This window comes from Sulfurospirillum sp. HTRB-L1 (assembly GCF_059415125.1).
Genome location: NZ_JCAHZR010000003.1, coordinates 96,622 through 109,602 on the forward strand (window position 1 = coordinate 96,622; position 12,981 = coordinate 109,602).

A 12,981-nucleotide genomic window follows, 5' to 3' on the forward strand; every position below is an offset into this window, starting at 1 on the left:
AAGTCTAGCAAAAGCTTCGTTAAAAAAGGCTTTTTGGCAATCACTTACCTTTTTTTTTGCGTTCTCGCGCGTCGTGGCGCGCTTGCATTTGACGGTTAAATCCACGTACTAAAAAAACAATAAACAAGGCAAACGCCCCCCACGCAACAATATCCACGATTTCTTTCATTTTTGCTCCTCCAACATTAACTCTTTTTGACCCCCGTACATCCCCACGCGTACCCGTTCTAGTCGCACGCGTTCTCCCTCTTTAGGAAGACGCCCTTTGTGCTTGGCATAGATGCGCATGGAACCTTCTTTGCTCACCAAACGTCCTTGTTTTACCACACCCTCAACCTCGCGCAACACATCCCCTGCGCGCGCTTTTTTAAAGGCATTTTTTGGCAACATATGGGCATCAATATCCCCTCTTTGAGGCAAAACTCTCTCTACATGTAAGGCTACAATCTCGCGCATCCCTTGAAAGGTTTTCAGTTCGTGCACCCACACATCAACCACCTCACCACGCTCAAGGGAAAAGTCGGGTTTGTACACATACACTCCGCGCCCCGCACTGCCAAGCACCATCCCCTCATCGTGCACATAGATGACGGTCATCTCCTTTAAAAGCATACTCACCTTGCCTTCTTTTGCGTTAAAAAGTGCTTCGATATCCACAGGTGTTGGCACGGACGAAGATGTGCTCGTAAGGGTTAGCCTTAAGGGGAAATGGTCCGAATACCCTTTTCCCACATGCGCGCCCTTGCCTTTGTTGCGTCGCTCCCACCGAAGGGGTGCGCCACTTTTGGTGCGAAAAAAGGGGCGCGAAAAAACCTCAAAGCTGCCCATTTCATACACCAGTCCTTCCCCCTTTAGCACGCCTTGCCCAAGGATGATGCGATCAAGGGCTTGCTTGTTGCCAAAAAAATCATGGCTCCAGCGTTGTTTTTGGGTAAACCACGGATCAAACCACCCCTCGCGTACCTCTAAGCGCCCAAGGGTTTGGCGCAACACCGAATCTGGCCCCAACGGGTCATTAAAGTCCCCAAGCAAGAGGCGTTTTCCCTCTCCTTGCACAACCTCTTTCAGTGCTTTTGCGGCCCGAAGGCGCTCTTCTTGTGGGTTGCGCAATGAAGGCCAATGCACGTTAATGAGCTCCAAAACCTCACCCCCTACAACCACTTCTACCCAAAGCATCTCGCGCCACCGCCCTCCCTTAAGAGGGATGGCACGGGACGCCCCTAAGGGGTAGCGCGAAAGCACGCCCACGCCCGTGGCAACATGGGGAGGTTTTGTAAACACAAAGTACGGGTAAGAAAGTGCGGTGGCGAGGGCTTGCATCAAGGTTTCGTTTTCCACCTCTTGAAGGGCTAGAATGTCCACATCAAGGGCACGAATCACTGCGAGTGTGTTGTCAAATTTCCGCTTAGCCATCCCCTCGTCCCACGCAAATTTGCCAGGGATATACTCTTCGTATTCGCTGCCTTGTAAGGTGGCATCAAAGAGGTTTTCCACATTGTACGTACCGATGCTTACTCCAAAGAGTAAAACACCGCACACGCACCATGCGAGAAAAAATCGAATCATGCGTCACTTATCATGGGTTTAAAGGTCATGGAGTCATCATCGTAGTACTCCAATTCCCCTGTTTTGATTTTATAATACCACCCGCGCAAACTCAATGTTCCTTCTTCTACGCGGCGGGCGACTTCTGGGTAGGTGAGCAGATTGGAGAGTTGAAACACCACCGAGATGCGCTCGGTCATTTCCAGTTTTTTCTTCACTGACTCGCCATCTCTCATGGTCTCTTCCACATAATCTCTGGCTTGCTTGCCAAGTTCTAGCCATTTTCTTACATGTATAAGGGCGGGGTCATTGATTTCACGGTATATTCCATCAATCGCTCCACAATGGGAGTGCCCACAAACGATAATATCGCTCACGTTTAATACCGACACCGCGTATTCAACGCCCGCGGCCGTACCGTGAAAGTCATTATCCGGTGAAAACGGAGGGACCATGTTGCCAATATTGCGCAAGACAAACAACTCCCCAGGGTCTGAGTTGGTGATGAGGGCAGGGTCTACACGCGAATCACTGCACCCAATAAACAACACCTTTGGCCGTTGGCCTTCTTTGACAAGGTCAATAAAACGGTTTTTGTATTTTTTAAACTGTTTATCCCGAAAGGCACCATAGCCAGCTATAAGGTCATGAATATCCACAAAGGGGCTCCTCTTTTGGATTTTGGAGGCTCATTATAGCGATTTTTTAGTCTATTTTGATACAATGTTGACTTTCCCAAAAAACCCAAACAAGGATGATTCACTCGTGAAACGCTTGCACCTTCTGAGTAGTATTGCCCTTCTTTACTGTCTCTTGCAAGGTATGGCGAGTTATTTTTTGTACGAACGCTACACCCACGATCTTCGCACCCAATCAGACCTTAGTAAAGCCCACTTTATCGCTGCGTACCAGTCTAGTCTCAACACCTTTCGCCTTCTTCCTTTAAATGTCTTTGAAGGCATGATTTACTTTCGCGATTTTACCGCTATGGTTGCCAGTGCACCCACGGCATCTTTTGAAACCAAAGAACACCTGCGCAAGCAAATCTTTCAAACCCTTAAGCCTATTTTTGAATCCCACCTTAAACCCCATGGCTTTAGCCAACTCCAACTTCACCTCAGTAACGCAGAACGGTTTGTGCAGCTTTTTGACCCCCTCACTTACGGGGACAATCTCTTACATCTGTCACCCATGAAAAGCCTCTACGCTACGCCACGCTCTTCTGAGGGCCTCAACAGCGTTACGGGAGAGTACCACTACTTTTTTCCTCTTTACTTTGACCACGTCTTTGCGGGTTACATTGAGATGAGTCTTCCCTTTGAAACCCTCATGCAAGCCACCGCCCCTCTCCTTAGGGACCACCACCAAACACTCCTTTTAAGAGGATCAAACACCCTTGAAAGCGCCTTGGAAGCCTTTGCACACACCCTGCCCAAAGCCATCAGTGCAGATGTTTTAATCGACCATTACAACAGCGATGCGGCTGTTTCTATCATCGCCAACACCCACCTTTTGCTCACCCTCTCCCTTTTTGATGTTGATGGCTCCCTTTCGGGCGAATTGCTCAGTGTCCAACACAACACCACTATCGCCACGCTTTATAAGCGCATGGTGCAAGACACCCTCTTTTTTGCGCTTCTTTTGGTCGTCACCCTTATCATGCTCGCCTTATACCAAAAACAAAAAACCCTCTCAACCGCCCTCTCTCACCACGACGAAGAGATTGAAGAGACCGTCATGGAACGCACCGATGCCCTTGTGAAGCACAACTCTTTTATGCGTTCTTTGTTTCAAACCATTCCCCTGCCTGCCTTTTTAAACGACAAAGAAGGGCGCTTTGTGGAGTGCAACGAAGCCCTCACAAAACTTTTTAAAACGCCGCAAGAAAACATCATAGGTGCTTTTTTTGAAGAAATCATGGACAACGCCACCGCAGAAGAGGTGCGCAAGGCCAACGCCTACGTCTTAAAAATCCAACACCCCTTTGCCTATGAACACCAAATACGCATTCAAGGCGAACTGCGCGATTTTGTCATTCACAAAAATGTGCTCAAAGAAAACGGGAACGTTATTGGCGTTGTGGGCATCATGCAAGAAATCACGGAACGTAAAAATTATCAACTCAAACTTGAACGCGCCCTTGAAGACAACCACAAGCAAAGACAACAACTCACCCTAGACCACGGCATCATTAACCGCTATGCGATCTACGTCAAGCTCGATACCGTAGGCGTCATCACCGAAGCGAGTGAGGCCATGGCCCATGTAAGCGGCTTTAGCAAGAGTGAATTGGTTGGCAAGGGGTGGTACAATTTTTGCCTAGAAGATGAGAGTCGCTTAAAAGAGCTTAAAGAGCGCATGCGCGCCAAAGCAGAATGGGAAGGGAAGCTTTCCTTTAAACGAAAAGACGGCAACACCTACTGGCTCCACTGTTCACTCATCGCGCAATTCACACCCGAGGGAACCAAAACAGGCTACCTTGTGTTTGCCAAAGACATCAGCAACGAAGTGCGCATCAAAGGGTTGATTTACATGGACGAGTTGACCCAAATTTATAACCGCAAAAAACTTAACGAAACCCTCTTAAACGCGCTTAATATCGCCCAGCGCTACCCTGAAGAGCAAAGTGCCTTTATCTTGTTTGACATTGATGATTTTAAAGCCGTCAACGACGTCCACGGCCATTTGGTGGGGGATTCTATCTTGCAAGAACTCAGTGCCTTAGTGGCTCAAAATTTGCGCGATGTGGACACCTTTGCCCGTTGGGGCGGGGAAGAGTTTGCCGTCCTTGCGCCTAAAACAACCCTTGAGAGCGCCCTAAAGATTACCGAAAAGCTGCGCCATCTCATCAGCTCACACCACTTCAAAAAGGTGGAACACATTACATGTAGCTTTGGCATCACTGAAATCAAACCCACCGACACGCAAGATGACCTACTCAAACGCGCCGATGAAGCGCTCTATTCTTCCAAGAGCAAGGGGAAAAACAGGATTGAATTTCTAAGCTAACCCGCGCGCACACAAGGCGGCAGACGCAAAAGCCCACTGCAAATTATACCCCCCAAGTTTTCCCGTGACATCTAACACCTCCCCTAAGAGATAAAGCCCTGCACACAGGTTGCTCTCGAGGGTAAAAGGGTTTACCTCCTCCACACACACGCCCCCCTTTGTTGCTTCGGCTTTGGCGTAACCCACAGTGCCAGCAGGGGCAAAGGTGTAGTGGTGCACGGTTTCTAAGCGGGCAAGCTCTTCTTTGGAAAAGGCAGACACAGGCTTGTCTTCAAGGCCAAGGGCTTCCAAAAAGGCTTTCACGAACCGCTTGGGTAAGGGGATGAGGGAGCTAGGCTGTTTTTTGGGGTGACGCGCCATTAAAGTGCCAAGGGAGTGTTCGGGCAAAAAATCCACCACCACACTCCCCTTAGACCAAAACAACGACACATCCATCACCACAGGCCCGCTGATGCCTTTGTGGGAAAAAAGCAAGTCCCCTTCGCACACACGCGCGTTACATGTAACGCGCACGGGAAAGGAGATGCCGCTGAGGCTTTTCATCCAAAATTGCTCTTTTTGTACCGTAAGGCCCACAAGGGCAGGAAAAGGCGGGGTAAGCGTGTGGCCAAAGGTTTGCGCAATGCGGTACCCCACATCCGACGCTCCAATCATCGGCCAACTCAGCCCCCCACTGGCCACGATTAACCGCTTACATGTAAGGCGTGTTTTGTCCGTTTGCACCACAAAACCCTCTGCGTGTTTTTCCACGTCCACACAACGGTGCGTGAGGTAAAAGGCACAATGGGCGGTGCGTTTTTCAAGCACTTTAACCACATCTTTAGCACTGTGCTTCCCAAAGAGCTTACCACGGTCGCGCTCCTCAAGGGCAACTTCTTGGAAAAAGGCCACCGTCTCGTTTGGTGTAAAGCCTTCTAAAGCAGGGGTGATAAATTCAGGATTCGCGAGGTAGTCTTGGGGCGAAACGTGGCGGTTGGTGAGGTTGCATTTGCCACCACCACTGACTAAGATTTTCATCCCAACCTTGGCGTTGGCTTCCACAAAAGCAACGTGGATGTGCTTGGGCAAAAGGGCTCCTGCCATCAAGCCCGAGGCGCCCGCACCGAGGATGATGATGTCAAACGAGGGGCTCACAACGCAGCAAAGGCCTCGTAATTTTGGCGGATGGCTTCGTAGAGCACAATCCCTGCACTGGTGGCTTGGTTGAGGCTTCGCCCTTGTTTTCCCATGGGAATAGTCACGGCGTTTTCAAAGCGCCGTTGCATGAGCTCTTGGGGAAGCCCCGTGGATTCGCCGCCAAAAAACAAAAAATCTCCAGGCTGGTAGTGCGCATTAAAGTAAAGCTGTTTGGTTTTAGTGGTGGCAAAGAAAAAGCGTTCTTCTTTGGACCCATGGGCCTCTAAAAACGCGTCTAAATTTTCCCATACATGTAAATCCAACAAATGCCAATAATCCAACCCCGCCCGCCGCACCGCTTTTTCACTCAAATCAAACATAGTAGGCTTGATGATGTGAAGGGCGCAATCCGTGTTCACGCACATACGCCCGATGCTTCCCGTATTTTGGGGGATTTGAGGATGGACAAGTACGAGGTTAAACATTAAAAAATAATCGTCTTGTTTTCGTGCACAAAAATGCGGTCTTCCAAGGCCAAGTCAAGGGCGTTGGAGAGCACCACTTTTTCTACATTGCGCCCCGCGCGCTGCATCTGTTTCCAGCTCATCTCGTGGCTCACGTGAATCACATCTTGGGCAATGATGGGCCCTTCATCGAGGTTATCATTGACAAAATGTGCCGTGGCGCCGATGATTTTCACGCCCCGCTCATGGGCTTGCTTATAAGGGTTAGCCCCAATAAACGCAGGTAAAAAGGAGTGGTGGATGTTGATGGTTTTTTGCGCGTAGTGGTGCACAAAGGAGGAGGAGAGAATGCGCATGTATTTGGCCAAGACTAAAAAATCAACCGCATAATCCCCGAGCACTTCAAGCACCCGCGCCTCGTGCTCTTCGCGCTCCAAGCCCACGTGGGAAACGTAGTGAAAGGGGATGTCAAACTTTTGGGCCAACGGACGCAAATCGTCATAATTAGAAACAATAGCCAAGATGTTGGCATTGAGGTCGTTGCTGTCGTGTTTGAGCAAAATATCTCCCAAACAATGGCTCTCTTTAGTCCCCATAAGCACAATGTTTTTCTTGCGCTCTTCACTGCAATAAATCACCGCATCGTCTGGAAGCATCGCCCCAAGGGTGCCTTGAAACGCTCCCATGTCTGCCTCGCCACCCAAGACGGCGCGCATGAAAAAACGTCCCCGTTCGGGGTCTACAAACTCATCATTCTTAACAATGTTTAGCTGGTATTTAAACACCACATCAGCGATGCGGTAAATCAGCCCTTTTTCGTCTTTGCAATCAATCTTTAAAACATACTGTCCCATGGGTACTCCAAAGTAAAAAAGGGACATTTTACCAAAACTGTGCTTAGGCGTCGCATATCGCGGGGTTTTGAAGCATTTACCAAGAACTCTGCGCTATAATTGAGCTTAAAATTGCAAAAGGAATCCCATGAAAATCATTTACATTTATGGTGCTACGGGCCACGGTCTCGTGCTTGCTGACATTGCCCAAGCGTGCGGGTACGACCAAATTGTTCAGATTGATGACAACGAGGCAGGCCATCCGACTCTGGAGTCCATTTCTAGCGATCAAAAGATTCCTATTGCGCTAGGGGTCGCAAGCAACCACACCCGCAAGGCCCTCTTTACAAAACTCGTGGCCAAGGGGTTTGAGATTGCTACCCTCATTCACCCCAGTGCTGTCATTTCCCCAAGTGCTACCATCGGCCAAGGTACAGTGGTCATGCCCCATGTTGTTGTCAATGCCAAGGTGCGCATTGGCGAGGGAGTGATTTTAAATTCGGGGGCCATTGTGGAACACGAAAGCAGCGTGGGGGATTTTACGCACATCTCTCCTGGCGTTTCCATCGCACGCAAGGTAGTGGTAGAAGATTTGGTACATGTAGGCATCGGGTCGTGCGTCATCCAAAACTTACACATTGGGAGAGAATGCGCCATTGGTGCGGGGTCTGTGGTGATTTCCAACATCGACCCCAACACGGTAGCCTTTGGCGTGCCGTGCAAAATGCAAAAACCTAAAAGCTTCTAGCCAGTCCTCCTCAAAGGAGGGCTCGCGCACCTTTGGTACTTACGCGGCGCTGGGTTTATAGCCGATGCGAAACCCGCCCCAGTGCCGTCCTTTGACATAAATAGGCACGGAAATATCGTGCATAATCACCCCATCTTCCCTACGGTACGTTTGCAATAAAACAGGTTTTTCATGGTTTGCCCCACGCACCCCACGGTCTGCAAAAATGCGTTTTGTGCGGTTGCCAAAAAGGTCTTTTTCATACTCTCCGCTCAGTGGCGCACGGGCATTGTGGGTAGGAATGTAGCCTGATTTATGCATGGCAACGGCGTAGAGAGTGTTGGAATTTTCATGCATAATCGCATCAATAATAGCAGGGTGCGTTTGGTCGGTAAAGCTATCGTATCGGGTGGTAAATTTTTGAGGATTGGTATTGGGGATGGGCTTAAAGGCCGTATCAAACACATCCTCTATGCTTAATTTTCCCTTGCCAATAGCCTCTTCAAAGGCCCCCTCCACTGCTTTTTTCGCACCCAAACACAGGGCAAACATTTTTTCATGGTACGCGTCCATCGCAAAAGCGCTCAGGCTCTCATGGGCCACTTCCGCCCCAGCGATAATCCCTTCGGTTTGGCCTGAAATCTCGCGCATCTCTTTGGTTCCAGATTCAAGCTGTTCGCTAATTTTAGCAATAGCGTCGCGGATGGTGAGCAATTGGTCGCTGTTATAATCCGAACTTTGAGCAATGGCGGCGATTTGCTCTTCTATCTTTTGGGCATTGGCGATGAATTGCCCAATCTCTTCTCCCACGTGCGCAATTTTATCACTGGCTTTTTCCATGGCGCTGCGCAGGGCTTCCATGCTAGCAAACACGTCGTTGGTATCTTGCTGGATTTGTTTGACGATGATGGTCACTTCACCCGTGGACTTGGAGGTGCGCTCCGCAAGGTTGCGTACTTCTTCGGCTACCACCGCAAACCCGCGCCCATGCTCCCCCGCGCGCGCCGCTTCAATAGCCGCGTTTAACGCCAAAAGATTGGTCTGGTCAGCGATGTCATCAATCACCGTTGTGACGTTGTGAATCGTGATGGATTTTTCTTTCAAATCATTCACTTTGGCCGAAGAGGCTGCGGTTTGAAGATTAATAGCCCCCATGCTTTGAATAATCTCGCTTAATTCTTCCATGCTTTTTTGGCTCTCGCGCATAGAAAGTTTGGCAAAGGTGGAGGCTTCTTGGGAATTGGTGCTTACTTTATTGACGTGCTCAAAAATGTTTTGTGCTGAGGCAGAAATCTCTAAAATCGACGCGGCCTTTTCTTCAAGTTTTTTAGACATCGTATCAATGGAAAACATCAATTGCGCCGTAGCGATGGAGTTTTTTCCCGCACTTTGAGAGTAATTTTCACTCAACCGCGTCAAAATACCAAGGAGGGCATACACCCTGCCAAAGAGTTGTTTTAGCCACGGTTTTTGCGTCTCTTCAAACAGGCGCTTGGTCGCTTCACGCTCCTCTTTTTGGCGCGCATCAAGGGACTCAAGGAGTTCAAGGGATTTTGCCAAAGGGTACACCAATGCCCCGTACATGTACACGCCCCAAAGCACGGCCAAACCCAGTGCAATCCCGCCAATAACCTCTGGGCTTTGGATAACCCAAGAGAGCACAAATACCCCTGTAAATAAAAATCCAAAAAGTAGCGCCGCGTTTCGAAACTGATGTTGTAACATCCCTCTTGCCTTTCGTGCGAAATCTTTTTAGCTTACCTCAACTTCCATGAGAAAAGCATGGCAAGCATTTTTTTTAGATGGCTTCTTTAAAAAATGGGAACATTTGTATCAACCCTCTTTTTTGGTCCGCTTGCTCAGTTCGTCCTCAATGGCCGTAGGGCTATATTTTGTCGCAACAATCCGAAAAACAAAGAGTGTTGCGATGATGCCAAGCACCGAGGCAATCTTTGTCATGTCGAACTTGTCATTGACGATGAGCATAATATCGCGGATAAAAAAGACGATGGTTGAGTCAATCATCAAGCGCAGTTTGATGCGATTGCCCTCGTTAAATAAAAAGCCAATAAGCATGTGCACCAGTTCAAGAATAATGATAAACTCCAACAATGCCACCGCAAGGGTCGAAAAAGAATCTACCGCTGAAAAATCTTTTACCAAGGTAAAAAGGATGAGCGTAATGGTAAATTTGATGTACTCTGGGGCTTTTTGAAGGCTTAGGTATGAATTCACGCCGTTTCCTTGTTGTTAATTTTTTGGCATTATACTGTGTTTTTGGAAGCTTTTTCTTACATGTAAAGGTTTCCCTCACAAGGAGTCACCATGATTGCCCTACGCCCTGTTTCTTCCCTTTTTACCTCCCACCAAGGGTGGTTAACAAGCCGTTTTCATTTTTCCTTTGCCCAGTACCACAACCCTAAAAATGTCCGTTTTGGGGTCTTGCGGGTGCTCAATGATGACATCATCGCCCCCCAAAGCGGGTTTGGCACCCATCCGCACCAAGACATGGAAATCATCACTTATGTCGTTGAGGGCGAACTGACCCACCAAGACTCTCTTGGCAACGCAGAAACCTTAAGCCGAGGCGATATGCAGTACATGAGTGCCGGCAATGGGGTCGAACACTCCGAACACAACCACCATCCAACCACGCCGTTGCGGCTTTTACAATTGTGGATTTTACCGCCCGAGAAAGGCTTGCTCACCCTGTATGGCTCACGCCGCTTTCCCAAAGAAGCGCGCCACAACACACTTTTGGCGTTGGTCTCAGGAGCAAAGGGTGAGGGCGCGGTAAAGCTGTACCAAGATGCCGCGATTTGGGTGAGCGAACTAGATGCAAACACCACCCTTGAGATTCCCATCGCCCCAAACCGACAGCTTTATTTTGTGCAAATCGAAGGTAGTGTGCTGTTAAACGACACACCCGTTGACGCGGGAGATGGGGTTGAAATCACCTTTGAAAAAACCTTACATGTAAAGGCCACCACCCCTGCGCATTTTTTGTTTGTGGAGATGGCACAAGGGGCTTAGTGCCCCTGAATATACCTATCAATCTCCGCAGCCGCGTGTTTTCCAGCGCCCATGGCTTCGATGACTGTGGCTGCGCCCGTGACGATGTCGCCCCCTGCAAACACCCCTTTGCGGGAGGTTTGGGTACTGTTTTCGCGCACCAAGATGGTGCCTCGCTTGCTCACGTCTAAGCCTTTGGTACTCGCAGTCACAAGGTCGTTTGGCACCGTACCAATGGACATAATGACCGTGTCCGCTTCTAGCACAAACGCAGACCCTTCCACTGCTTTTGCGCTGCGCCGTCCATCTGCATCAGGCTCTCCTAGGGCCATTTGAACGCACTTTACTCCACACACATGGCCACTCTCATCGCTGAGGATTTCCACAGGATTGGTGCGTAAATGAAACGCCACGCCCTCTTCTTTGGCGTGTTCTACTTCTTCGGCACGCGCAGGAATCTCCTCTTCGCCACGGCGGTACACGATGCACGTTGCAGCACCCAAGCGTTTGGCCACGCGCGCCGCGTCCATGGAAACATTGCCCGCTCCCACTACCACCACATTTTTGCCCATAGTTGTAGGGGTTTGGTACCCTTCTTCGTGGCCACGCATGAGGTTGACGCGGGTGAGGAATTCATTGGCGGAGAGCACGCCTAGAGCGTTTTCACCCTTGATGCCCATGAAACGGGGGAACCCTGCCCCACTTCCGATAAACACGGCATCAAATTCCCCTTCAAGCAAGGTGTCTACGTCCACAGTTTTGCCGATGACCACGTTGGTGTGAAAGCGCACCCCCATGGCTTTGATTTTGGCAATCTCTCCCTCTACGATGCTCTTAGGAAGCCTAAATGAGGGGATGCCATAGGTCAACACGCCGCCAAGTTTGTGCAAGGATTCAAACACCTCAACCCCATACCCGCGCCTTGCAAGTTCGGCACTCGCCGCTAGGCCCGCAGGCCCACTGCCCACCACGGCGACTTTTTTGCCATTAAAGGGCGTGGGCGTAACCGCTAAATTTTCAAGGGCCCAATCCCCCACGAAGCGCTCCAAAAGCCCGATAGACACGGGGTCTTTTTTGATGCCCGTCACACACATGCTCTCGCACTGTTTTTCCTGAGGACACACGCGCCCACACACGGAAGCGAGCTTGGTGGTGCGGCTAAGCACCTCTGCCGCTCCGCGCACGTCCCCTAATTTTAACCTTCCAATAAAAGTAGGGATTTCAATACCTACAGGGCAAGCGCTCACACAGGAGGGTTTTTTACATTCCAAACAGCGGGTCGCTTCACGCACAGCTTCTTCGAGGGTAAACCCAAGGTTCACCTCCCCAAAACCCCGCACGCGGTGCGCAGCATCGGCAATGCGCGGATGCACCCGTCGCTTGGCCTCTTTTTGCTCTTCTTGGTGCACAGGACAGGCCGCGTTTTCACCTTCGCAGTGGAGTTTCTCTTCCGCTTTAAGGCGTAGGCGTCGCTGGGCTTCGTCAAAGTCCACCTTGTGTCCATCAAACTCTGGCCCATCCACACAGGCGAATTTGACGTTACCGTCTATCATGACCCGACAGGCTCCACACATGCCCGTGCCATCTACCATCAAGGGGTTCATGCTCACCGTGGCATCAAGGCCTAGTTTCTTGGCCATCATGGTGGCAAATTTCATCATAATCATCGGCCCGATGGCGACCATGTGGGTAAAAGGCTTGTGTTCCTTGAGCATCAAATGTTCTAAAAGTTGGGTCACGTTGCCGTTAAACCCGTAAGAGCCATCATCCGTACACACATGCACATTGGGCGTGAGCGCACGAAACGCCTCTTCTAAAATCACCAATTCACGGGAGCGCGCGCCAATGATGACATCCACTTCCAACCCTTGGTTTATGAACCATTTCACTTGCGGGTACACAGGCGCGGTGCCCACACCCCCTGCTACAAACACCACGCGCTCTTTGTCTAAACGCGCCTTGTCCATGTGGATGAATTCGCTCATGCGTCCAAGAGGGCCCACCACGTCGCTAAAGGCATCGCCCACTTCTAGGGTCGCCATGGCTTGCGTACTCTTGCCAATACTCATAAACACGATGGTGATGGTGCCTTTTTCTTTGTCTTCGTCGCACACGGTAAGGGGAATGCGTTCGCCAAATTCGTCCATCTTGACAATCAAAAATTGCCCCGGCATGGCCCGCGCGGCTAGGAGTGGCGCGTGAATATCCATGGAAATAATCCCAGGGGCTAAAAGTTCTTTTCGCACAATCGCATACATCTTTTTTAATCCTTTAC

The 12,981-nt window shown here is 49.9% G+C and carries 12 protein-coding genes; 3 read left to right on the top strand and 9 right to left on the bottom strand.

What is annotated here, in order from left to right:
- Positions 1–40: 40 nt before the first annotated feature.
- Genes AC5SLM_RS06110 through AC5SLM_RS06120 form a run of 3 tightly spaced genes read right to left on the bottom strand, consistent with a single transcriptional unit; the run spans position 41 to position 2,204 of the window.
- Positions 41–169, bottom strand: a complete 129-nt coding sequence (locus tag AC5SLM_RS06110) for a hypothetical protein (RefSeq protein WP_495250050.1) — start codon at positions 167–169, stop codon at positions 41–43.
- Entirely contained in the window at positions 166–1,566 is a 1,401-nt protein-coding gene (locus AC5SLM_RS06115) for an endonuclease/exonuclease/phosphatase family protein (RefSeq protein ID WP_495250051.1), read from the bottom strand. Before AC5SLM_RS06115 ends, AC5SLM_RS06110 begins: the two co-directional genes overlap by 4 nt.
- The gene (locus AC5SLM_RS06120) at positions 1,563–2,204 is read right to left on the bottom strand and encodes a carbonic anhydrase (RefSeq protein ID WP_495250052.1); all 642 of its coding nucleotides are present in this window, start codon (positions 2,202–2,204) and stop codon (positions 1,563–1,565) included. The genes AC5SLM_RS06115 and AC5SLM_RS06120 overlap by 4 nt, the downstream gene beginning before the upstream one ends.
- Positions 2,205–2,310: 106 nt before the next feature.
- On the opposite strand from AC5SLM_RS06120, the gene AC5SLM_RS06125 reads away from it, so the two are divergent.
- Positions 2,311–4,554, top strand: coding sequence for a GGDEF domain-containing protein (locus AC5SLM_RS06125; protein WP_495250053.1), 2,244 nt, complete (start codon positions 2,311–2,313; stop codon positions 4,552–4,554).
- On the opposite strand, the gene AC5SLM_RS06130 is transcribed toward AC5SLM_RS06125, so the two are convergent.
- The 3 genes from AC5SLM_RS06130 to purU are packed head-to-tail and all read right to left on the bottom strand — an operon-like array spanning position 4,546 to position 6,988.
- Positions 4,546–5,688: a BaiN/RdsA family NAD(P)/FAD-dependent oxidoreductase gene (locus AC5SLM_RS06130; protein WP_495250054.1), complete on the bottom strand. Its 1,143-nt coding sequence runs from the start codon at positions 5,686–5,688 to the stop codon at positions 4,546–4,548. The two genes, AC5SLM_RS06125 and AC5SLM_RS06130, sit on opposite strands and share 9 nt — an antisense overlap.
- Positions 5,685–6,155, bottom strand: coding sequence for a tRNA (cytidine(34)-2'-O)-methyltransferase (locus AC5SLM_RS06135; RefSeq protein WP_495250055.1), 471 nt, complete (start codon positions 6,153–6,155; stop codon positions 5,685–5,687). The genes AC5SLM_RS06130 and AC5SLM_RS06135 overlap by 4 nt, the downstream gene beginning before the upstream one ends.
- Positions 6,155–6,988, bottom strand: a complete 834-nt coding sequence (purU, locus tag AC5SLM_RS06140) for a formyltetrahydrofolate deformylase (RefSeq protein ID WP_495250056.1) — start codon at positions 6,986–6,988, stop codon at positions 6,155–6,157. Before purU ends, AC5SLM_RS06135 begins: the two co-directional genes overlap by 1 nt.
- Before the next feature lie 127 nt (positions 6,989–7,115).
- Here purU and AC5SLM_RS06145 point away from each other — a divergent pair, with 127 nt between their 5' ends.
- Positions 7,116–7,715 (top strand): acetyltransferase, encoded by a 600-nt coding sequence (locus AC5SLM_RS06145; RefSeq protein ID WP_495250057.1) that lies wholly within the window; start codon positions 7,116–7,118, stop codon positions 7,713–7,715.
- A 39-nt stretch (positions 7,716–7,754) separates the two neighbouring features.
- Here AC5SLM_RS06145 and AC5SLM_RS06150 read toward each other — a convergent pair whose 3' ends face one another.
- The gene (locus AC5SLM_RS06150; RefSeq protein ID WP_495250058.1) at positions 7,755–9,419 is read right to left on the bottom strand and encodes a methyl-accepting chemotaxis protein; all 1,665 of its coding nucleotides are present in this window, start codon (positions 9,417–9,419) and stop codon (positions 7,755–7,757) included.
- A 108-nt stretch (positions 9,420–9,527) separates the two neighbouring features.
- Positions 9,528–9,929 carry a phosphate-starvation-inducible PsiE family protein gene (locus tag AC5SLM_RS06155; protein ID WP_495250059.1) on the bottom strand — a complete coding sequence of 134 codons (402 nt, stop codon included), beginning with the start codon at positions 9,927–9,929 and terminating at the stop codon, positions 9,528–9,530.
- Between the two features lie 90 nt (positions 9,930–10,019).
- Between AC5SLM_RS06155 and AC5SLM_RS06160 the strand changes: the two genes are divergently transcribed.
- Positions 10,020–10,727 (top strand): pirin family protein, encoded by a 708-nt coding sequence (locus tag AC5SLM_RS06160; protein WP_495250060.1) that lies wholly within the window; start codon positions 10,020–10,022, stop codon positions 10,725–10,727.
- On the opposite strand, the gene gltA is transcribed toward AC5SLM_RS06160, so the two are convergent.
- Positions 10,724–12,964 carry an NADPH-dependent glutamate synthase gene (gene gltA / locus AC5SLM_RS06165; RefSeq protein ID WP_495250061.1) on the bottom strand — a complete coding sequence of 747 codons (2,241 nt, stop codon included), beginning with the start codon at positions 12,962–12,964 and terminating at the stop codon, positions 10,724–10,726. The genes AC5SLM_RS06160 and gltA overlap by 4 nt on opposite strands.
- Positions 12,965–12,981 lie beyond the last annotated feature (17 nt).